This is a genomic window from Rosenbergiella collisarenosi, from assembly GCF_018494085.1.
Taxonomy (GTDB): Bacteria; Pseudomonadota; Gammaproteobacteria; order Enterobacterales; family Enterobacteriaceae; genus Rosenbergiella; species Rosenbergiella collisarenosi.
The window spans coordinates 20,339-41,965 of record NZ_JABBFP010000011.1; the positions used below are offsets into that span (position 1 = coordinate 20,339).

The 21,627-nt window shown below is 41.5% G+C and carries 27 protein-coding genes; 23 read left to right on the forward strand and 4 right to left on the reverse strand.

Annotated elements, in window-relative coordinates:
• The first annotated feature begins 20 nt into the window (after positions 1-20).
• From HGT70_RS14285 to HGT70_RS14300, 4 genes are read left to right on the forward strand one after another with little or no spacing between them, the layout of a single operon-like run.
• Positions 21-1,925 carry an alpha/beta hydrolase family protein gene (locus tag HGT70_RS14285; RefSeq protein WP_214196292.1) on the forward strand — a complete coding sequence of 635 codons (1,905 nt, stop codon included), beginning with the start codon at positions 21-23 and terminating at the stop codon, positions 1,923-1,925.
• Entirely contained in the window at positions 1,909-2,730 is an 822-nt protein-coding gene (locus HGT70_RS14290) for a TauD/TfdA dioxygenase family protein (protein WP_214196293.1), read from the forward strand. Before HGT70_RS14285 ends, HGT70_RS14290 begins: the two co-directional genes overlap by 17 nt.
• Positions 2,727-3,158 (forward strand): hypothetical protein, encoded by a 432-nt coding sequence (locus HGT70_RS14295; protein WP_214196294.1) that lies wholly within the window; start codon positions 2,727-2,729, stop codon positions 3,156-3,158. The genes HGT70_RS14290 and HGT70_RS14295 overlap by 4 nt, the downstream gene beginning before the upstream one ends.
• Positions 3,148-4,929, forward strand: coding sequence for a hypothetical protein (locus HGT70_RS14300; RefSeq protein WP_214196295.1), 1,782 nt, complete (start codon positions 3,148-3,150; stop codon positions 4,927-4,929). The genes HGT70_RS14295 and HGT70_RS14300 overlap by 11 nt, the downstream gene beginning before the upstream one ends.
• A gap of 198 nt (positions 4,930-5,127) precedes the next feature.
• On the opposite strand, the gene HGT70_RS14305 is transcribed toward HGT70_RS14300, so the two are convergent.
• Both HGT70_RS14305 and HGT70_RS14310 read right to left on the reverse strand, forming a co-directional pair.
• The gene (locus HGT70_RS14305; RefSeq protein WP_214196296.1) at positions 5,128-5,310 is read right to left on the reverse strand and encodes a hypothetical protein; all 183 of its coding nucleotides are present in this window, start codon (positions 5,308-5,310) and stop codon (positions 5,128-5,130) included.
• Between the two features lie 390 nt (positions 5,311-5,700).
• Positions 5,701-6,690 carry a tyrosine-type recombinase/integrase gene (locus tag HGT70_RS14310; RefSeq protein ID WP_214196297.1) on the reverse strand — a complete coding sequence of 330 codons (990 nt, stop codon included), beginning with the start codon at positions 6,688-6,690 and terminating at the stop codon, positions 5,701-5,703.
• Between the two features lie 767 nt (positions 6,691-7,457).
• On the opposite strand from HGT70_RS14310, the gene HGT70_RS14315 reads away from it, so the two are divergent.
• Together HGT70_RS14315 and HGT70_RS14320 are read left to right on the forward strand one after the other, a co-directional pair.
• A complete protein-coding gene (locus tag HGT70_RS14315; RefSeq protein ID WP_214196298.1) occupies positions 7,458-7,739 on the forward strand; it encodes a hypothetical protein in 282 nt (93 codons plus the stop codon).
• A 267-nt stretch (positions 7,740-8,006) separates the two neighbouring features.
• The gene (locus tag HGT70_RS14320; protein WP_214196299.1) at positions 8,007-8,909 is read left to right on the forward strand and encodes a DNA replication terminus site-binding protein; all 903 of its coding nucleotides are present in this window, start codon (positions 8,007-8,009) and stop codon (positions 8,907-8,909) included.
• A 38-nt stretch (positions 8,910-8,947) separates the two neighbouring features.
• Here the strand turns inward: HGT70_RS14320 and HGT70_RS14325 are convergent, their stop codons facing one another.
• Positions 8,948-9,349, reverse strand: coding sequence for a hypothetical protein (locus HGT70_RS14325; protein ID WP_214196300.1), 402 nt, complete (start codon positions 9,347-9,349; stop codon positions 8,948-8,950).
• Positions 9,350-9,520: 171 nt separating this feature from the next.
• Between HGT70_RS14325 and HGT70_RS14330 the strand changes: the two genes are divergently transcribed.
• The 14 genes from HGT70_RS14330 (at position 9,521) to HGT70_RS14395 (ending at position 16,978) form a co-directional block, all read left to right on the forward strand.
• Entirely contained in the window at positions 9,521-9,754 is a 234-nt protein-coding gene (locus HGT70_RS14330) for a hypothetical protein (RefSeq protein ID WP_214196301.1), read from the forward strand.
• 36 nt (positions 9,755-9,790) lie between these two features.
• Positions 9,791-10,084: a hypothetical protein gene (locus tag HGT70_RS14335; protein WP_214196302.1), complete on the forward strand. Its 294-nt coding sequence runs from the start codon at positions 9,791-9,793 to the stop codon at positions 10,082-10,084.
• A 2-nt stretch (positions 10,085-10,086) separates the two neighbouring features.
• Positions 10,087-10,374, forward strand: a complete 288-nt coding sequence (locus tag HGT70_RS14340) for a hypothetical protein (protein WP_214196303.1) — start codon at positions 10,087-10,089, stop codon at positions 10,372-10,374.
• A gap of 203 nt (positions 10,375-10,577) precedes the next feature.
• Positions 10,578-11,024, forward strand: coding sequence for a hypothetical protein (locus HGT70_RS14345; protein ID WP_214196304.1), 447 nt, complete (start codon positions 10,578-10,580; stop codon positions 11,022-11,024).
• Positions 11,025-11,122: 98 nt separating this feature from the next.
• The gene (locus tag HGT70_RS14350; protein WP_214196305.1) at positions 11,123-11,905 is read left to right on the forward strand and encodes a hypothetical protein; all 783 of its coding nucleotides are present in this window, start codon (positions 11,123-11,125) and stop codon (positions 11,903-11,905) included.
• 59 nt (positions 11,906-11,964) lie between these two features.
• Positions 11,965-12,699: a hypothetical protein gene (locus HGT70_RS14355; protein WP_214196306.1), complete on the forward strand. Its 735-nt coding sequence runs from the start codon at positions 11,965-11,967 to the stop codon at positions 12,697-12,699.
• Entirely contained in the window at positions 12,696-13,229 is a 534-nt protein-coding gene (locus HGT70_RS14360) for a hypothetical protein (protein WP_244968954.1), read from the forward strand. Before HGT70_RS14355 ends, HGT70_RS14360 begins: the two co-directional genes overlap by 4 nt.
• Positions 13,211-13,516 carry a hypothetical protein gene (locus tag HGT70_RS14365; RefSeq protein ID WP_214196390.1) on the forward strand — a complete coding sequence of 102 codons (306 nt, stop codon included), beginning with the start codon at positions 13,211-13,213 and terminating at the stop codon, positions 13,514-13,516. Before HGT70_RS14360 ends, HGT70_RS14365 begins: the two co-directional genes overlap by 19 nt.
• Before the next feature lie 14 nt (positions 13,517-13,530).
• Positions 13,531-13,815, forward strand: coding sequence for a hypothetical protein (locus HGT70_RS14370; RefSeq protein ID WP_214196307.1), 285 nt, complete (start codon positions 13,531-13,533; stop codon positions 13,813-13,815).
• A gap of 91 nt (positions 13,816-13,906) precedes the next feature.
• Complete coding sequence (ssb, locus tag HGT70_RS14375; protein WP_214196308.1) at positions 13,907-14,410, forward strand: single-stranded DNA-binding protein; 504 nt, start codon at positions 13,907-13,909, stop codon at positions 14,408-14,410.
• Between the two features lie 244 nt (positions 14,411-14,654).
• On the forward strand, positions 14,655-14,867 hold the full coding sequence (locus tag HGT70_RS14380; RefSeq protein ID WP_214196309.1) for an Hha/YmoA family nucleoid-associated regulatory protein: 213 nt from the start codon (positions 14,655-14,657) through the stop codon (positions 14,865-14,867).
• A 15-nt stretch (positions 14,868-14,882) separates the two neighbouring features.
• Positions 14,883-15,290 carry an H-NS family histone-like protein gene (locus tag HGT70_RS14385; protein ID WP_214196310.1) on the forward strand — a complete coding sequence of 136 codons (408 nt, stop codon included), beginning with the start codon at positions 14,883-14,885 and terminating at the stop codon, positions 15,288-15,290.
• 501 nt (positions 15,291-15,791) lie between these two features.
• Positions 15,792-16,250, forward strand: a complete 459-nt coding sequence (locus tag HGT70_RS14390) for a hypothetical protein (protein ID WP_214196311.1) — start codon at positions 15,792-15,794, stop codon at positions 16,248-16,250.
• A gap of 50 nt (positions 16,251-16,300) precedes the next feature.
• On the forward strand, positions 16,301-16,978 hold the full coding sequence (locus HGT70_RS14395; protein ID WP_214196312.1) for a hypothetical protein: 678 nt from the start codon (positions 16,301-16,303) through the stop codon (positions 16,976-16,978).
• Between the two features lie 20 nt (positions 16,979-16,998).
• Here the strand turns inward: HGT70_RS14395 and HGT70_RS14400 are convergent, their stop codons facing one another.
• On the reverse strand, positions 16,999-17,406 hold the full coding sequence (locus HGT70_RS14400; RefSeq protein WP_214196313.1) for a hypothetical protein: 408 nt from the start codon (positions 17,404-17,406) through the stop codon (positions 16,999-17,001).
• 203 nt (positions 17,407-17,609) lie between these two features.
• On the opposite strand from HGT70_RS14400, the gene dinG reads away from it, so the two are divergent.
• From dinG to rdgC, 3 genes are all read left to right on the forward strand, one after another.
• Positions 17,610-19,670 carry an ATP-dependent DNA helicase DinG gene (gene dinG / locus HGT70_RS14405; RefSeq protein WP_214196314.1) on the forward strand — a complete coding sequence of 687 codons (2,061 nt, stop codon included), beginning with the start codon at positions 17,610-17,612 and terminating at the stop codon, positions 19,668-19,670.
• A gap of 115 nt (positions 19,671-19,785) precedes the next feature.
• Positions 19,786-20,592, forward strand: coding sequence for a Dam family site-specific DNA-(adenine-N6)-methyltransferase (locus HGT70_RS14410; protein WP_214196315.1), 807 nt, complete (start codon positions 19,786-19,788; stop codon positions 20,590-20,592).
• A 30-nt stretch (positions 20,593-20,622) separates the two neighbouring features.
• A complete protein-coding gene (gene rdgC, locus HGT70_RS14415; RefSeq protein WP_214196316.1) occupies positions 20,623-21,540 on the forward strand; it encodes a recombination-associated protein RdgC in 918 nt (305 codons plus the stop codon).
• The last annotated feature ends 87 nt before the right edge of the window (positions 21,541-21,627 follow it).

Genomic DNA, 21,627 nt, shown 5'->3' on the forward strand with positions numbered 1-21,627 from the left:
TATTAACAAGGAGTGTAGAAATGTCCCCCACGAACGATTTACCGCTAATTCCACGGGATGTGCTGTTCAGTGACCCGGCTTATTCTGCTGTGAGCCTGAATCCACAGGGAACGCATCTGGCGTGGTTATCTCCTGGTGAAGACGGTATGGCGATCTGGACAGCGCCACTCGAAGATTTGGACCACGCTGAGCCCGTTCCCGGTGTCAATGGCGCGATTCGATTCTGCAACTGGACTTTTTTGCCCGGTATTATGTTATGCGCCATTGATAACAAGGGTGATGAAAATTATGTGCTTTACCGAATTGACACAAAAAATGGCAGTACTAAGGCGTTAACCTCAGAGATACAGGTGCGCGCTCAGTTGGTGCGTCAGAGTCGGTTATGCCCAGAAGAAATACTGGTAATGATGAATTTCCGGGTTGCTTATTGTTTCGATCTTTACTCCATCAATCTGCTGAGTGGAGAGGCAAGAATGGTTGAGGAAAATCATCTGGGGGCAATCGGCTATATTGCAGATGATAATCTGGACGCTCGTTATGCCCTGCGCTATGAAGCAGATGCTGCACTGACGGTGCTTAAAAAGCATGCATCCGGTGACTGGCAGCCTTTCGATATAATCTCCGCCACAGACGCTACATGGTTTTACCTGTCAGGAATCGTTCCATCCACTCAAAAACTAATCGCGCTGGACAGCCGGGAGCGTGATACCACAGCGCTGGTATTGATAGACTCTGAGAATGCAGTACGTGAGGTTGTTGCAGAAGCTGGAGTTGATATCACCGGTATTATCACCGATGTCAGCGGCAATGAAATAATCGCATGGATAACTGAAACCTACCGCCGGGAATATCACGTACATGGAGCTTCCGGTGCGGCTGATATCGCATCACTAACTCACTATTTTGATGGTGACTGGAGCCTGATTAGCCGTACTGAAAAGGATGATCTGTGGTTAATATTGCATGCAAACGATATAACGCCAGGCCAGTTATTCATCTGGGATCGCACGCATCAGCGCTGCAAAAAACTGTTCGATCTCTATCCACACTTAACCGGCCTTCCGTTAGCTGCGATGCAGCCGGTCGCGATTCCATCAAGAGATGGTTACTCACTTACCAGCTACTTAACCAGCAATCATGAGCAATGTGCACCACTGGTATTGCTGGTTCACGGAGGGCCATGGGCCAGAGACAGTTTTGGTTTCCATCCTCTCCATCAGTGGCTTGCTAACCGCGGTTACCACTGTCTGAGCGTTAACTTTCGGGGTTCTACCGGGTTTGGTAAGGCATTTATAAATGCTGCTGACGGTGAGTGGGGCCGAAGAATGGATGATGACCTGACGGATGCTGTCAACTGGGCTATTGACTCTGGTATGACTTCACCTGAGCAGGTCGCGATTATCGGAGCAAGCTACGGGGGGTTTGCGGTACTGTCAGGAATGACGAGGTTCCCGGAGCAGTACGCTTGTGGAATTGATATTTGTGGCCCCTCCAGTCTGCTGACACTGATGAATACTCTGCCCGTCTGGTGGAGTACCGTGCGGGCGAGATTTGTCAGGGCGATAGGTGATCCGGATACGGCTGAAGGCCAGGCGTTGCTGAAGGAGCGTTCTCCGCTCTATCGCGCTGACGAGCTGATCAAACCATTGATGATCGTTCAAGGTGCCGTCGATCCACGCGTAAGTCAGGGGGAGAGCGAGCAGATCTTTCATGCTTTGCAGGATGCAAACAGGGATGTTGAGTACCTGTTGTTCCCGGATGAGGGACATGAACTATACAAACAACCCAACCGCCTATTGTTTTTTGCACAGGCAGAGCGTTTTCTAGCACGATATCTTGGTGGGCGTGTTCAGCCTCTGGAAGCCACTGAGCGTGAGGCATCACTGGCGGTCATTGCTGGAGAGAATAATGAACAGGATGCCTGAATTCACGCTATTTGGAGAAGTGATCGATGCCAATGAGATTCTGCGCGTGCAGGTGACCGACATAAAATCACTGCTGCTCCGTAAAGGTTTTATCATTGTTAATGATATTTCCTTCACTCGTGAAGAGTTCGCAATGTTCTTTTCAGGATTTGGTGACGTGGTGAGGTTTGTCACCGACCCACTTGCGCCCGACTATAAGTCCAGCGATGTGACAGTGCTGCAGGGGCGACCAGATGATATTGTCGCAGGACGCGGGCAACTGCCATTGCATGCGGATGGTGGTACTACAGACTTCATCGTTGATCACCTCTTTCTGTTCGCGCTAGAGGTCAGCACCTCTGATAACGGGGGAGCAACCTGTCTGGTTAACTACCGTCTGGCAAATCTGGAACTACCTGAATCGTTGCGCCGGATCTTATTTGGTCGTAAGCATTATATGCGCATCATTAATGGCGATGTCGAACAGACGTGGAAAGAAATACCGGTGTTCAGTGGCATGGGTAGGGCATTCAGAATGATGATCTATTTCCCATTTGATGAAGGGCAGCCAGCCAGCTGGGAATGTGCTGTTGAAGGATTAACTACGGCAGAATGCCGACAATATTACCGTGATCTACAGGCATTTTATCGACAACCACGTTATTACTATCGTCATTATTGGACGCAAAATCAGCTGCTTATTTGTGACAATCGACTGATGTTACATGAGCGAGAACCTTACTCTTCTGATGGTCAGACAAGAATATTGATGCGTGGTCTCACCCGTGAACCTGCTGACGAGCTATCAGGTGATATGCGCTCATGATGGATGAAAACGCACTTTTCACCCTGCTGGGAAAAATTCATGTTCTGCGTATGGCTGCCGGGTTAGGAAGTTCTCCGTTACAGCAAAAATGGGTTTATTTTAGTGCCTCAACCCAGAAGGTTACTTTCATCTACACACCAAGTGGTGTCATGGCTGGTTATTTTATCTGGGCTTCCGTAAATCGCGATACATGGCGACAGCTAAAAAGCACTGGAGTGTGGCCCGTGTATCGTCATGAATGGGATGAAGGGACGCTGAGCCTGATTTTGGATGTTTTAATTCTTCCTGAATGGCGTGGCTCACTGATTCCGCAACTACTGAAATTACGTCGTGATCACCAGGTAATGATCTGGCAGCGCGATGAACAGCCGTTACGTCGTCACACTTCAGTATCACTTGTTCCAGCTGGAGCATCCGATGTTACGTAATAAAATGTCAGATCTTTACAACCTTGACAGACTGAAGTTCACAGCAGCCTATGTTCCATTTGGCGCATTGCGCCTGAGGGATGCTCAGGGCGTCTGGGTGAATACGGAGTTTACTCCCCCCTGGCCTGAGGGGCAGTCAGAACATGAACAGGACGATTTGGCGCGTATGGCTGAATGCTGGGGGATCGCAGCACCGGATGCGGCTATATTTAAACCTGTTCATCTTCAGCCGGAGCATAGTGTAACAGCCTGGGCTGAAGCCTACGGCGGGAAACTGATAGGAGGCAATGGTGGAGGTGGCCGCGTAGGTATCTATGGTGGTGTGCAGATTAAAGGTATAGGTAAAACACCAATGATCGGAAAGCAAACTAATATTCAGCATTCCTATGGTGCTTTGTTGCTTGAGCAGGCAATGACAGAAGCATTATACACCCACCTGTCCCAACGTATTTTACCATATGGTTGTGCCCAGGTCTACGGCATTATAGCCACTGGAGTACGTATTACCTTCAATGATCCGGCAATGCGCAGTTGGCGTGAGTGCGCTGATGCGGCATTGCTATTACGGCAGCCATGTTTACGCCCCGCACATTTCTTGCGGGCAGAGTTTTTTGTTCCATGGCGCGCGCATCCTGAGCTGATGGATGATACTCAGCGTATACGCCAGCTTTATCGTGAACTGGCCGGCCTTTCTCGTGGTCATATGGGGTTTGAACAGATGATGTTCAACTTCCTTGCGCGTTGTGCGGCTCAGTTTGCAACTGCCCGATTTAACCGCTTTATACATGGCACACTTTCCCCCTCAAACCTCACGCTAGATGGGCGATGGCTGGATTTAATGAGTACTTCAATCCTTCCAACCGGTAAAAATTATAAACCTGCACCAGATTCACCTTCGTTTCAGGCTGAGCATTTGATGCCTTTGGAAATCGTGATGGAGATGATTTACCTGTACAACAAAATCAATACTAGTCGAATTGATAGTGGTCAGTTCAGCACCTTCTATGAATCCCAATGGGATATGCAAAAACTGGTAGCATGTGCGCGTCTGTATGGGTTTACTTCTGTAATGCGGTCGGGCCAGGCAGCCTTATTTCCTGCGCTAAAAGCTATTGCTAAGGCGACAGAGCAGATACTTACGAAAGAAAAAAAGATATGCTCCGGCTGGGCCGAACCAGATACAAATATCGCTGGTATAAAAGAATATGCAGACCCAAAAAATGACGCTCTCTGGAATTTGCTACTAGGGTTCCATGGTCTGTCAGAGTATCCACTGGCAGAAATGTTTCATGAGCTTCTGTATTCAGAATGGAATGCTCGACAAATGCAAAGCGAGAACGAAGCAAATTCATCATTCAGATGTTTTAAAATTTCTAGGTTCCTAAGTGTGGGTAGGCGCTTACTCTTCGGAGCTTATTTTTATCGTACACGCATTGATAATGAGGCGCGCCGTGTGGCTGAGATTGGAGTAAACGTAGCCGGAGCATGGCTGAAAGAGCAGATCAGTATTGTTGATATGATATACGCCGATGATACAGGCGATGTGATGTTACTTTCCCTTCCTTCCATTCAACTGACCTGGCACCAGCAAAGCCAGGCTTTCTCTGTTTCACATGAAGGCAAGAATGTTCTTCACTCGACTGATCCGAATAAGATAAGAGAAGTCATGGCCGACAATTTTACCGAATGCTTAATTATGCGGGGCTATGATTTTCTGCCTGGTTGTCAGGCACTGCTTGAGGCGGCAAACCAATTGCTAAAGGAAGCTTAATGCAACTTTACAGTATCATGGGTGGGCAGGTGATTAATTCAACCTGAGCTAAATATACACTTTGGTGACACACAGGTTATCGCGGTCAATAGCACAGGAAAACGTCCGCATCTCCTTATCAAATTGGACTCTCAACAAAAGTACTTAAATCATTATTATGTTAAATATGCTGAGTTTCGGAAAATAAATCCAAATCAGTTAAGACTGAGGGAACTTGCTAGTCAATGACTCAAAGAAGTAAGCCATGTACCCTAATAAGTTAGGGTATATCTCGCCGCCCTCCAACCATGAATCAATAAGATCAGCAGATTGAGCTAAATCTTGATTCACCATATCTAAATCATCACCAGAAAAAACATCGGATAATCTTTTATTTTCCATTATTTAATGCTTCTATTTCTCAGCTTAATGTGCCGCTAGTACATTAAAGTATTGTGGATCTTCTTGTATGATACTACTGAAGTCTTTAAATAACTCTACAGACTAGAATATAGAGGGAAAAATGCCCACGAGAATAGCTACCATTTTATTCACATTAGTATTGGTTCTGTGCGTTTGTAACTCATTATTAGGAACGTACAATTTTTTCCTAGATAGAAGTAAAACTACTGCGCTGAGCGTATTACACTACTACACACCAACTTTAGTTGTGGGTTTCTTCTACTACTTTTCCGTGTTGAGAAGAAAACGTACTTTATCATAAGCAAGTTCTTTGAATACTCTATTCGTTAGGACTGTCACCTTTCTAGGAAGTTTAGGCAGAAGGTGTACTTAGTCCATCATCTTGGTGACAGCACTGATCACCGAACCGGTGTTTCTCATATAGCGCATAGCTGTTTCGGTATTCTTCCACCCACCCTCAGCCATTATTTGAGGCAGAGTTGCCCCGCTCATACTAAGGTCGAGAGTAGCTCCCACACGACAGCTATGGCCAGACCACTGGCTATATCTGCCTTTATTTTTAGGTTCATCCTCCCGGCCCATCAGTTCCCAGGTGTCTTTATATATTTTTTCAATCGCAACATTACTCAATGATTTTTCAGCGACTCTCACTTTTCCGTTCTTGAAAACCTGGGAGAAAATCATTGCGTCCGGGTGATGTTCTAATCCAGAAATTTTTAACCATTCGAAAAGTGCATTAACGGTTTTCTTTGAGAGCTGTTTTATGGTTTCTGTCAGGGTATTCGTCTTAGTGTAAGCAATAAATAACGTTACACTGTCACCTTTTATTTGAACATCACGTACACGTAGCCGTGCGATTTCGGATATACGGAGCATCGTATTGTACGCAACGTATAAAAAAGCTCGATTGCGCATCGCGGTTAAGGTTCCCAATTGCTTGTATAAGTAATCGGCAACCTGCAGGTCGGCTAAATAAAATGGAACCGCTTGCCCAACACGCTCACCGTTAGTCGCAGCTATGCGGTTAAGCTTCTTCATCCCTAGACTGACTACGCTTTCCATACTGACACCTGGCAAACCGGATACCTTCATCAGCATATTAAGCATGGATAGGCGCGAACGAACCGTATTAATGGAGTTCCCTTTAACGTTCTTCATCCATATTAGGTACTCACGACAGTTATCAGGATTAACGGGCAACCACGTGTAACCTTTACTGATACACCAGTTGGCATAGAGTTTGGTACCGGACATTAGGCTTGCGAGTGTATTGGGTGCATAACCTTCGTTATCCCGTAAAAAGTTACGTAAGTTATGGGCCACATCCTCAGCAGTAATATGGGCAAGATGTGCTGGCATGTTTACTTCGTGAGTTTCGGGCAGTTGGTTCAATTTTTGTCCTATTTTCGATTGGTAACGCTACGTGAAAAATTTCGAGCTATCAGGGGTTTTATCCCCAACTTTTCGCGTAGACGCGCCAAAAATTCCTGCCATAGTTCCCACTAAGGCGCAAGTGTGTATTTATCCAGTAACTATATCATAACTTTATATAATCCTTATTATGTAAAGTTATAGTATTTGAAATTTTTTTCACTATTTTTACATCAGAATGGGTTTAGGGTTCCAAATCGGCTGATCGAGTTGCCATGGTCGGCATCGTAGACACTCAAAGCGTCTTCCATGGTCGATGTAGAAAAGAGTCACACATCAGGTCAGTCAATTTCATATCGTTTTTGAAATTAAACATATCGATTTCATTATTGAAACTCACTGAGCAGCGAAACTCAATCCATAATAAAGATTGGGAAAGAACCTCGCATTTTATGAGACAGTTCTGCAATAGAAAGTGATAAATGAGTCTTCGACAGACCATATCTATAGCTTAAGCTTTCTCAGTAAACAAACGGGTATTAGTCGCTAATTCTGTAATGCATGACCGTATTAATACTCATGGTAATATGGTACTAGTTAAGTGAGGTTCTTATGTATTGTCCTAATTGTGGTGGTAATAGAAACATTGATAATGCGCCTGAACATCCTGATGCTTTCGTAGAGCGTGGTGCGTATAATAATCATAGAGGTGAGTTTGAGCTAGAGCATGGAGCTATTGTTCTGATGTGTGGCGATTGTCAGCAAGAGTTTATAATGATATAACCGATAACTTATTATCTAAAGATTCAGACATACAATTAATTGAGGACTTAATGATGGTTTATGCAGGTGGTATAATGTTTGTGGTAGGGGTATTACTTTTTATTTTCGCTCCTAGAACATTGGGTATCAGAGGTAAAGGACATCCGGTAGTTGTTATGTTATTAGGGGTGATAATATCGGGTATTGGTTTGTATAAACATAATGTAAATTTATCTGAATTTCATAAATCTTTAGCACAAAGCAAAAACCCATAATTCATAATTCAGCATAGGTTTCAGATCCTATGCTTACCTTCCCTTTAAAGACTTTATCAAGCTATCAATTCTCAATTGTCTAAAAATTATTTTCTATATTTATCAGATTGAATCCGCACTGGATATGAACAACTATTATTGATACTACCTACTTTTTAACCATACGAACACAAGCCAAAAATAATGATTTCAATACTGTCTTTCTCAAAACGTAAAACCATTATATGATGTTTGTCATTATGAGCAAAAAAAGAACAAGGTACTACTATGGACATCAAAAAAGCATTCGTTACCATAGAAGCAGAACTTAATGTTGTTGATGAAATTATTCAAAGTAGTGCCAGTAGCCTCAGTATTGTTTCAAAAATCCCACCAACACTCAGGGGTGAAGAGAACTTAGAAGAAATGTTGATCACACCTGAATTACTCAAGGGTGAAAATGCCGTAAATTCTGCTGTAGAGGCGTGGAAAGACATAAGAATAATTGACAAGTATTCACTGAAGGCCTCAAGGCGTTCGAGTGGGATTATCCATATCTCACCTGACGAAACTGATGAGATCGATAGTCTTGTCGCATGCATTGAACGTATCAATACGCTTAAAACAGATATTGAGAGGTACATCGTTACGCAATTTACTACCCGTAATGAGCGTTATGAGGCCTTACACACGCAATGCCCTGATGCTCACACGTTACACCTTTACAGGCATATCAGGTATTGGAATGATGCCGATCTCTCTGTCGTGAGCTTTTCATGGCGAAATAAGACAGCTCTTTATACACCGGATAAGTCAGAACTATTAACAAGAATGACGACTGATAGCAGTGGTAAGCCTATCGAGACTAAAAATATCCCATCTCTACATGATATGCTAAATAAGATTATGCGTACCCCTGCACACCAGTTGCGTATTAGACGAAAGGTTAAGGTTCAACCTGTAGCTAATATGATGTTTTTCAATAACGAAAATCCTTTAGTACCTATACGCGAATCCGTGGCAGCAGCAATGCCCTTTATCGTTATCCAAGCACGGGTTCCAGAGATTACACCCCTAGGTATCTATGATCATGAAGCCCGTAAGTTGCGTAAAGAACGCCAAGATAAACCAAGGAATGAGGTGATAGGTGTTTTTAAAGGTGAGACAATTGAGGTGGCTTATAGTGAGTAACTATTCAATTAAAAAAGGCCTCTAATGAGGCCTCTATATTACGCAAATGTTTGAAATAACTTCCACATCAATTCATCACCCATTACGGATAGAGCAATTGGGTTAAGCTCAAAGAGATCCTCTTTCAATCGACATGCCATAGCATGCTCACTATTCTCGTGGATTTCTTCTTTGTGAGCGATAAAATAATCGATACAACCTTCTAAACCATTCTCTTTTGCAACAGCATCCAACTCAAGAGCATGATCACCTTTTAGAATGAAAAATACTGCCCCTGCCAAAACAATTGCCGTTGTTTGAACACCAAAATCAGCGACACTAGGATTAAAGCTAATCCGGTATTTACCATATGATTTCACAACATTAATGCGTGGTAATGGGATGGTCGGATGGTTTGAATTTGTGAATTGATTATTAATTTTACTTATTAAGCTTGTCATATGGCCTCCTGTCTAATGTATGAATCTATATTAATATAGATTACAGAAAGTCGAATAGTAAAAACCTAAATAATTAGGACTTATTTATAGGGATTTATCTTAATGTCATTCGTTAACTTCGACGTATAAAAACCTATGCTAAGGTTTACATATATTTGGTAAGGAGATGCTATGAGTACAAGAAATAATGAACTTCAACATAAAATAGAAGAGTATAAAAGTAAGTTTACGGATACTCAGATTTACTATCGCTATAAACATCTTATGAACGAATCTCAGCGATTATGGGCTAAGAATTGTATTGAGTCTGGTGGGAATACTGCCCACAAATCTGCTCGTGAATTCCTCACTAATGAGGAAAGGGAAGAGCTTGAAGTTTGTCGTTATTGTTTACTTTCTCACTAGGGGGTCATTATGAGTTTTAAGAGAAATACATGTAAAATGGAAATAATTGAAAATACAGTCAGCGCATTAGGTGTTTTACATATTGCGACCGAATATAAAAAACTAAATGACTATGTTTTTTCTAAAATGATGGTGACTATTAGTAATGAAAGCTTAAGCTTTGACGTAAAATCTATCCACGATATTCTTAATGTCGATGAAATAGATAAACGTAGCCTTTATCACGATTGCCTCATAGCTGTTGGCTATACACATAATTCAGGTTCCCCTATATGGAGCACACTTGATTTTAATCGCTTAGATAATCCACACCATATGGGTTTTTTATAATAATGAATATCACAACTCTCAACATAGCCTTTGAAGCAGCTGTTGGAGCATTTACTGCTGCATTAGTTAATGACGTTGAACGTTCTGAGCTTGAAGCACAGCTAAAAACATTCCAAATCAGAAAATTAAATGAGCCGACTAGTAAACAAACTATCGAAACACTCAGTATGGGTTCAAGTCGAATTATACTTAAGAGCCTAGCGGGGAAAACGCTTTGGGTATCACCTATAGTACGTTCTATTAACCTTTTATCCTTAATTTCAGCTCTTGATTCTATAAGCTATCAGTAAGCGTAAAGGCTCTCAGTTTATGTAGCAACCCTCTCTGTGGTTATCGATAGTAAACCATTTTTAAGAGTTAATTAAAACAAGGGCCATCGCTAGTGATGGCCCTTTGACATTAGGATTTATCCCACTAATTATTAATGAACAGCCTATTCGACCCCCTCCTTTCCTGTGGAAATATGGTCCTAACACAACTAAGGAGTCCTTTAATGAAAAGCATCAATGATCTTAAAAAGAAATTCAATATCTCTAACCGCAACCCAATTATTGCAAGCGTTCTGGTCGATTATACCTCTTGGGGTATTCGTGGGACCTCATGCCGTCAACAACACAAATACCAATTCTTCCTTGATCATAAAGATAATCACGACCGCTTTATTTTCACTATTGTCTGTACTTTAAATCTGAAGAAAAAAGGAATTCAAAAAGGAAGTGATATGAGAATTGAGGTATCTCATTATTCAAACTTCTCAAATGAAAAACGAGGATTTACCGTTCATGAAGGTGATCACCATATTAGGCTGTGTAGTGATAATGATGAAGTCCACTTAGACAGTTTCTTTTCATCGATTCGTAATGAAATTGAGGCCATGGACTTTGAGGAACGGTATTCTAATGCCTCATATCTTAACTACAAAGCTAAATGGGCTGCATAGCCCTTTCTATGACCCTTGGAGGACCTATGCAATCTTTAGACTACGGGACAATACAGAAGAGGAATAGCTTCAAATCTCGGATACGTAAAGCGAGAAGAGTGCTCAGAAATGAAATCACTAGCCGGGCAAGTTTCTATCACTCAGCCAAAGCAGAATGGTACCGTTGCAGTCATAATCTCGACTCGATGAGTTTTGAGTCTGATGGCCACGTCAGCAACGATAAAGTCCGGTTCTTAAACACGGATGGACAGCAACTAAAAAAAGAACATATTGGTTTTCTACATGGGACCTGCAGGAAAGAAAAGCTTGATTACGATAGTTATGATGAGGCGAAATCTAGTGCTGATCGTTTAGCGAAACGCTATTGCACCCCATTTTGGGTCTATGCGCAAAACAATGGCAGTATTTGGAATATTTCTAGCCATGGTTTCGATACTATACGTAGCCCGGACTCAACCTGCGGTAAAAAAGGCCTGGTAAAGAGAATGCGGGAAGTTGGTATAGACCCTCATAATAGCGTAGAAAAAAGCCCTCCAAGCGCAACTATTCGCGCAAGGTACAATGGTAATACGCTATTTTTAAATGGTATGTACGTAAACGAATTTATATTCCAAGAGTGGTTAAACGTTCAAAAAGCACCGGCAGTGATAGTGACCCTACAAGCAGGACTCAGCCTATCTATTATCGAGCTGCTGCAGCGACTTCAAGACGTTTTTCTACAGGGTACCGGCTACTGCAGTGTATACCGTTATCTATCTTCGGATACGGTACTGATTACCAAGACATCCTCCGAGATTTCGTTAAAATCAGCACTAAATAATATCAATAGTTTTTGTTGGCTAGAGCACGTTTATAAAGCTGAAGCGAATTCAGTACTCTAACCGGCAAGTAAATTTTATACGTACTAAATGAGAGCGTATTTATGCGATTGAACATGATCATGAGCTTTCCTGAAGCTCAGCGATGCCTTAAGGAAAGCTTCAAGTTTTTTTATCTAAGTCGTTATACAACATGTAAAACACTCCTATGTTTTGTAGCCTTTTTAGTGTCTTGGCTAACCTTAACAGGGGTGGGGTATTCTGATGCGATGGCCAGAGCAACACTTTTCCTGGGTATGTATCTCTTTATCGTAGCGACCGTGTGCAGCTGCTTTGCTGATAAAGAATTGAATAAAGGTCTGATGTATACCAGTTATGGGGTATACGCCGTGAGCATCCTGTTCTGGAATTATCACGGCCATGGTTTGCTATGGGTATTAGAGGGTTTACTTAATCATAATCCAGTACCACATAGCATGGCATTCAACGCACTTTCATCACTACTGACTACCAACATACTTCTCAGTATCGTGCTGGGCCATTATGTATACGTAGTCGCCTTGATGGTACTGGACCGGTTTCGTAATGAAAAAATAATGAAACAGGGCGTAATACAACGAATAGTACTCAACTTTGCTGGCCAGGTATTACAGATGTGCGTATTCCCGTCATTATCTATTTTGCTCTTACTCAGTACGCCAGTTAGTATTGTCCCAGCCCTTTTCCTTCCTGTTCTTTTGGTATGGAATTTAGTTTATGCATTTATCATCCTAATGAAGACTGAAAATGGTTCCCAGCCGGAAGCGACTATTCAACTGATCGGGCATGCAAATTGGAAATGGAAGAAATCAAAATGAATCAACATGTCCAAAAACCTCAACCAATCACTAAAAATATAACTCGTTTTTGGCGTAAGACATCGCCCCAAGGTATTGGCCTTCCACAGGAAGAAGGTGTTTACCGTTTCCGGGTTCCCCTAGAATGTGCGCCATCTGAGACTATCGAATTTTTAGCCAAAGTGCGGATGCGTAGGCACGGCGTTCATACTGTTATCTTTCCGACATTTGAATATTTTCTTGATGATGAATTTCTGGTGATCCCTGAAGGAACTCGATGGCGGGAAGCTGAGCACTACGACCCAAAGGAATTGGGTAATGATAGCTTCCCGGTCGTGCAAAAAATTGATCACCTTGTAAAAGAATGCCCTTTTTGCAGTGGGAAGCCTACATTAGCCGGGAATAAAATTGACCCGGATAACGGTGATGTGTTTGCTACTAACCATCCGTATAAATTCAATCGATTTTGGCTAACCTGCTGTGAATGGATAGCTCCGGTACCAAGACCATCGATAATGGAGGTGGTGGACCTATGGAACCAGCACAAATGAAAAGACTTCTATTGATTATCTTGCCCTGCTATCTACTGTCCGGTTGTACGTTTGGAATGAGCCTCGATGAACGGTATCAGAAAGCCTATCAAGCAGTTATTCAGGACCCAAACGCTGATAATGTCTCTAAGTATATGGAACTCAGTAAAAAGCTTGCAGATAGGGATATGGCAAAGGCAAATAAAGCTGCGGAAAAAGCAACGAGTGAAAGCGATAAAAGCTTTACCGAGTATTTTAATAAATATGGTAGTGACGATTTTAAAAGCTTAAAGCGGAATTCTGATTAGTTAATGGGGGCAATATGACAGTAAAATCCAAGTTCTCAATTGTTTTTGATTACGACACTTTCGTTTTGATTAAAGATGAAGGTGAAGATCATCATATGTCAGTAACAAATGATGCAGATAACATCATTCCATATCTAAATAGAACATTAAAGGGAGGATTACGCATAAGGCAATTGTATTATATTGATAGCATGGGGACCCTATCAGAACTAACATACATAAAAGATACTTTTACTGGATTTAAGCCCTGCCCACCACACATACTCGAAGCATTAGAAACATTACTTAAACGAAACTAAATGAATGTGATAAATTTATCTTAAGGCATTCGGCTAACTGCATTGAGCTGTAAAATATGCATTAGGTATTAGCAGACTAAAGGAAACTCACATGTCATTAAGCACTCATAATAGCGTTACATTGATTGGTCGTTTAGGCCAAGACCCTGTGATACGTTACACACAAGATAAGTCCCCTATTGCTACCCTCAATATCGCTACATCGGACCGTTGGAAGGATAAAGAAACCCAACAGTTTAAAGAAGTGACAGATTGGCATCGCGTTGTTGTGTTTGGTCGAGCAGCTGAATATGTTGCTAACAATATCAAATCAGGGTACTCAGTATTAATCGAAGGTCAATTAAAAACCCGTAAATGGGTTAATGACCAGAATGTTGAGCAGTACATCACAGAAGTACAAGTTAAATCAGGGTTTGGTTTAATCAAGTTAATCAGCCGTCCTCTTGAAAAAAATCACGATACTGATCAAAAAAATTCTCAGAACGAACCTAGCAACACCCCTCCTGTTAATCCTCAACCACAAGAGTATCAAGCTCAGCAACAACCACAGGATAATAATCAATACAATGGGTGGAACGATTCCATCCCCTTCTAGTTCTAAACGATTTCACATACATTAAACATATGTAACCTCCTTTTAAGGGGTTTTTTTTTTGGCAATTTTGCACCATTACTAGTCAATAGTGATTAGTTTCAAACCAGTTTGAAATGAAATGGTAAAGATATGAAAAATCTGTTACCAAAAGACAATACATACTGATAAAAATGGAGTAGATTCGATTTGCAAAGCTATATTAAATATCTACTTAAATATTTAAAAATCTGGAGCAGTTATCGATATGTTAAATCAAAACCAAACGGATTGGCTTTTAAGGCTTAGACGTTGCAGCTCTATCGATACGCTTGAAAAAGTCTATGAAAATGCATTACCAAAACTCGATGGTCCCGAACAGTTTAAACTCATGACCGCTGCCGATCACCGCAGAGCAGAGATCACGATGGGTAAGCTGTACGATAAAGTGCCAGCTGAAGTTTGGAAATACGTAAAATAAAAATTGAGGTAAGCCATGTCTATTGAAAATACCAAAGCAACTTTATCTAATATTCGCTCCCTCCGTGTTTTAGCACGTGAAAGTGAATTATCCTGGTTAGAAGATGCATTAGGAAAACTAACGACTGTCATTAATGAGAAAAAAGAAGAGATCAAACTCGAAGAACAGGCAAGAGCAGAAAAGGCCGAAAGTATTAAAGAAGTTCTTGAGATTATGAACTCTATGGGTGTTAGTGCTGAAGAGCTTTACGGTGTTGCATCTGGCAATGGCGTATTGAAAGCAAAAGCATCAAGAGAACAAAAGTACCAGTACACTGATGATAAAGGACGCACTAAGTATTGGACCGGCCAAGGCCGTACCCCAAAAGCTATTGCTGAAAAAATCGAAGCTGGAGCAAGCTTAGACGATTTCTTAATTCAATAATTCCTTATGCCAAGCTGGTTAATCCAGTTTGGCATTGCCCTCTTAATTACCCCTACCTTGATCCTGTAACTCTTCATAGAATTCCTCGGCCTTGAACACGCCTTCATCCGTAAGAAGATATGCGACCTGTAATCTTTCATCACGGAATTTATGTAAAAGACCTTTTTTAAAGAGAGATTTGCACGATACTGAGAAGTTACTTTCCGCAAGAGCAGCAAAGCCATTATTATTGCGATCTACGTTAATAATTCGCCTGATATTCTTAACTAGTACTGGAGAGTTTCGTTTCAACGATAGTGCGTATAACGTAATAAGAACGCTCTTTTGTACTGATGAGATTCTTGATTTCTGCTGTGTAGAGTTCATATCCATCACTAATCATATGCATTATGAATAATGTACTACTTCAAGTTGATAATGTCATGTAAACTAACTGTGAATTTTGATTAGTTAGAAACTCAGATAAAATATAACATCGCTTTAAACATGAAAGGTGGGTTCATGAAAGTACGATTGCAAAAAATGTTCATTGCTGGTGGGGCAATGACAATGCTGTTAAGCAGCTCCTTAACGTTTGCTAATATGACGATGTTCTCTCGTCAGCCTCAAACTGATAACTATTCGCTGATTAAACCAGACCGAATTGCCGGAGAAACACCAGAAACGTTAGAAGCCTATAAGCGCGGATGTCCTGATTGCGTAAAAGTTGCTTCGGATGTAGCTCAAATGCGCACTCAGTTTTGTAGAACTAAAAATACAGTTAATACGGTGATTGCCGGGGACCCTATTTATGGCTACCTAAATGGTATTCGTATGGTGCTTCAATCCCGTGGTGGGTACGCGAGTCCGGTCTACTCAACAGCTCGCCAGGTCCTCGAAGCTAACGTAGACTGTCAGGACTCTCAAAACTGGATTGATCGCTCACAGAGGGTAATGAACGGTCAATTTAATGCGGGTTAATCCTTAACTCAAGGCCACGCCGGTGGCCTTTTGATTTTATAGGTTTATGAGTGGACTCTGAATTAGAAGCTAATCTAGCTGGCATACGTGAAACCAAGCTTCTTATAGCTAATAGTGCAATAGCGACTAAAGCTGCCTCTCTGCGTAGACAGCAGGAAAAGGTCGCCCATGAAAAAGCCATCGAAGATAAACTTGATAATGAGTTGTATGAGTACCGTATGCAGCGGGACCAGTTAATGATTGAACGGTGGGGTGACGGTGAGCCGGAATGGTCATACTTATTGATGAACCCTTTAAGTAATAGCCATATCATTGATAAACGTTGTCATGACGAACTAGAAAAGATAGGCCTTTATACTTGTGGCCATAGCGAAATTACTAATCAGCGTATTGTTGGAGTCGCCGTATATCACACCGATACAAACAATCACCTTACCTTTCTATCAGAATCCTTAAATTATATCCTGCCTCATATAGTCCCTTTAGATAACTATGAAAGAACTATTTTCCTTAATCACGCTTCCCCAGAGAGCTTTTGCTTACAGATAAGGCAACACATAGACATGGGCTTTATTACTCTTGTACATATCCAATACGGTACAAGAAAGGCAGAATACTTTGATACCCTTCTCGCCCTATTAACCTACGTAAGAGATAATATTCACGGCGATACTTGGATGTTTAAAACTAGACTTGGTTTTGATGTGGATGCTGGGGAAGACTTTTAGCCTCCCCCGTTAAGCTATATCTATTTAAGAGGTACCCAAGTAGCACTGTGCCACCCCTCTTTATCTACCGTAACATTGCATCGTAGTTCCGTGCCTTTCTTGTCACTAACGACCGCACCATTACCATAAATCAGACTCGCATAAACACAATAAGGTGTCCGTTTAACATGTTCCGTATCAAAAGTGACTGCATTCTTTCCCTGAGCCGGTTGAATATCTGAATTACAAGCCACCGGCTGTGATGATTCAGGATGGTTAGAAAGAGAGTTCATACGCTCTTGAAGAGAACTAGGGCTGCGTTGAGCTATTTTACTCTGTTCAGTAGCTTGTACAGAAGATGTTATCTCAGAACCACCACAATACTGTGGATTTTGCGCATAAACCTGAAATGAAAGCGCGAATAACAAACCGATGACATTGAATTTCATTTTTCCCCCTTGGTTATCCCTATTGTACTCAATTCTTCATGGGGTCGAATAGCTAAGACCACTTGCGCGCCTTTGGCTTGCTCAACCTGGCATCTTCACAAAACAAGTTTTATTCGATGCCACGTTCCCGTTTTAGACCCCCATTATTCGGTATCTCAGTAAACATGATAAATTGGCCATAACTTTCTAAGGGGGCATTTGTTATGAGCAGTAAATCGGATTCTGTTAGCGCGATCATTGAGCGTTCCTATACGACCTTTCTCAGTTCAAAAGGACTAAAAAAGAGAGATGGCCAGGTATCGATGATGAATGCATGCTATCAGTTAATTAACGATATTACGGTCGATAAGAATAATTTGAGAAGTAGCCCCCCTGCTGTAGCCGTTATTGAAGCTGGTACCGGCACAGGGAAGACTGTGGCATATTCCCTCCCCCTTATATCTTTAGCCAAAGAAAAGAAGAAGTCTTTGATCATTGCGACCGCGACTGTTGCGCTGCAAGAGCAAATCATTATTAAAGATTTTCCTGATATAAGGAAAAACTCAGGTCTGGATTTCACCTATGATATTGCTAAAGGAAAAGGCCGGTATTTCTGCAAATTACGAGCAGACAAGGACAGTGAAAGAAGTATGTCTTTATTTGGTTTTCAAGATGCTTCGGTTGATATACTGCTGCAGCATTTTGATAATAAATCATGGAATGGTGATAAAGATTATTATCCTAGCCATATTGATGAGGACGTATGGCAAAGAGTAAACGCTAAGTCTGGCCAGTGTCTAAATCAGGACTGTCCTTATTACGATAATTGCCCATTTTTCAAGGCGCGGAGTGAGCTTGATAACGTTGATGTGATTATTACGAACCATGACATGTTGTTTTCCGATTTATCATTGGGAGGCGGTGTCATTCTACCTTCTCCCTCTGAGTCTATTTATGTTTTTGATGAAGGCCACCACCTAACAGAAAAAGCCTTATCACACTTCTCTCGTTCATGTTCCGTTGATTCAATGCTTAAGTTATCGACTGAAGTTATCGATATGTGCATTCCACTAGTTGAAGCCTATGATGATAACGTTTTGGTGAAGGTTAACCGACTGAATAATTCAGTTGCAGATCTGAAGAAAGAGAGTGAATTTTTAAAAGACTTCATGCTCAAAAATATAGGCTTTACTACACGACATGAAAATAAAGGGACGACTGTTTTCCCTAAAGGTAAACCACCAGCTGAGTTGGTGAATAATATCCTACCTGTCAAACTCAGTTTAAAAGCCATATTGAAAATCATCGCTGAACTAAATGAGTTAATCGACAAGGCCGAAAATAGTGAGAAAGCTGAGCACAAACTCATTACTAGCGAGTTAGAGAATCGTTATAGCGACTATTTGAGAGCCTGGACCTTGTTTAGTGAGGTAAGCGATAAAGAGCAAAAAGAAATGCCTATAGCTCGTTGGATTGATGTCTTACAGGATTCAAAGAATGAGGTGATCATTAACGCAAGTCCCATTCATGCAGCTGAGACTCTCCATACACACATATGGAAACAGGCATTTGCTTCGGTTATCACTTCCGCAACGCTCAGAACGATGGGTAATTTTGATTCTTACCTTGCATTATCCGGCTTAACTGGTATTGCTAAAACACTTCATGCCCGTAGCCCCTTCAACTATCACGAAAATGGCGTGTTATTCATACCTAAAATGAAGTATGACCCTACAAATGTAGAAGGCCACACTCAAGAGATAGGGGCCATGATCCCCAAGTTAGCGTTTCGTTTAAAAGGCTGCTTAGTACTTTTCACATCAAAAAAGCAGATGCATGAAGTGTTCGATATGATGCCTGAAGACTTAAAAGAAAATGTTCTTGTTCAGTCTATGTACCCGAAAAATGAAATTATCAATCGACATAAAAATAGGATTGATAGTGGACAGCAAAGTGTAATTTTTGGCTTATCTAGCTTTTCCGAAGGCGTAGACTTACCTGGAGATTACTGCAATAACGTTATCATTTCTAAGCTGCCTTTCATGGTCCCAACAGATCCGGTGAGTGCAACTTTAACCGAATGGATGAAATCGGTTAATCGTAATACGTTCACTGAAATATCGGTACCTAATGCTTGTATTAAGTTGATTCAATCAGTAGGAAGATTGATCCGAACAGAAACGGATAAAGGTGCCGTAACCATTCTGGATACACGATTGTTGAGTAAATACTATGGGACAGGAATGATTGATACCCTACCTTCTTTTAAGAGAGTCTTTCGTTAGACAGCATTTGACATAATAAAACCAGTGGTAACATTCAATGGTTATCTCGGTGTGGAGAAAACAAAAACCTGCATTACAGATGAAATCGTAACCTTTGAGTATCCGTGGGGGGTATATGAGCACAGTTTTAAAATGGTTGGGGGGGAAAGCAACCATTATTGATGAGATAAAGAAAGTTATCCCTGAAGGGAAACGTTTGATTGAGCCATTCGCAGGTTCCTGCTCAGTGATGATGAACACTGACTTTGAACACTATATTATTGCCGATATTAACCCGGACCTAATTGCTCTCTATCAGAGTATTAAGATCGAACCAGAACGATTCATTTCCATAAGCCAATGTCTATTTCATGATAATAATAATGAGATAGATTATTATAGCTTAAGAGATGTTTTCAATCTGAGCAGTGGTGATTTACTGACAAAATCAGCAATTTTTTTATATTTAAACCGCCATGGTTATCGGGGATTATGTCGTTATAACAAGTCCAAGGGTTTCTTTAATACGCCATACGGTAACTATAAGTCCCCCTATTTTCCAGAAAAGGAAATTTACGCACTCCATGAGAAACTAAAGTCTACCACTATCCTTTGTGGTAGGTTTCAAGATACGCTTTCTTTAGCCAGGGAAGGTGATGTGGTCTATTGTGATCCACCGTATGTGAATGAAAAGAAATTTACGTCATACCATACCAATGGTTTTACAATGAAAGAGCAACAAGAGCTGGTGGCTAAGCTAAAAGAACTATCCGCTCAGAATATCTGTGTTGTTGCATCTTCACATGACAATGAAGATATGCGCTTGCTCTATTCAGATTTTAGCCAGAGTTATTTGTCTGTACGTAGAAGAGTCGGTGTGGATGTTGGAAAAGCAAAACATGCACCGGAGCTAATTGCGTACCACATCCCAGTGACTCCCTAAATTGATAAATGACTCGTATTAGGACTCATCATGCTGACACCCTTTAACGTAAGTAACATTGTGCTTTATCGCCTTACTAATGACATCGATCTAACGAATTTGGAAGAGCTGGCCAAGAAGCGTGTGTTTACGCCTTGTGGACCTCATGATGTATCTAAAACGGGCTGGGTACCGCCAATGGGCGATGAGTTCGAAGCGTTCACGCACCATGCCAATGGACTAGTCTTGCTGAGTTATAAGACAGAAAAGAAAAATATCCCAGCCTCTACGTTGAAAGAATATGTTGATGAAAAGATGCACGACCAGGAGCAAAAGTTAAATAGGAAGCTGAAGAAGACTGAGATTGCGACCATTAAGGACAATATAAAGCATGAGTTGCTGCCAAAAACGCTGCCAAAGGCCACCAGGACGTTTATCTGGTTAGATGTTAAGGCAAAGCTTGTAATGGTTAATAGCTCTAGTCCACGGGCTGCTGAGAACGTTACAGCCCTACTTAGGGGTACCATCGGTTCCTTCCCTTGTGTTCCTGTACAACTTAATACCCCGGTGAATGTGTCATTGACCAATTGGGTTAAAACCGGCGATTTACCCGATGCGTTAGTTACCGGATTTGAGCCTCTGATTGATAGCATTGACTTACCTGATGTAGATGATCGGCATGTTGCCGCAGCTGCTGTCCGTAGTAATGCTGAAATCATTGTGACGCTGAATCTTAGAGATTTTCCGGCACCTGCTCTTAATGCCTTTGGTATCGAAGCATTACATCCTGACGATTTTGTTATGGATTTATTCGATTTAAATAGAGCACTTGTGCTTTCGGCCGCAACTACACAGCGCAGTAGTTTACGAAAACCGCCCGTGTCGGTTGATGAATATTTAGAAGCGCTGCTAAGGCAAGGTATGGCGCAAACCGTAAAAGAATTAAGCAAATACCGCATACTGATTTAGCGCGATAAGTAGCCGATAAAGCTACTGGCTATGGTTTCTTATCAATTAGCACTGCAGGACCGCGTTGCTGATTTCCAACCATTACCC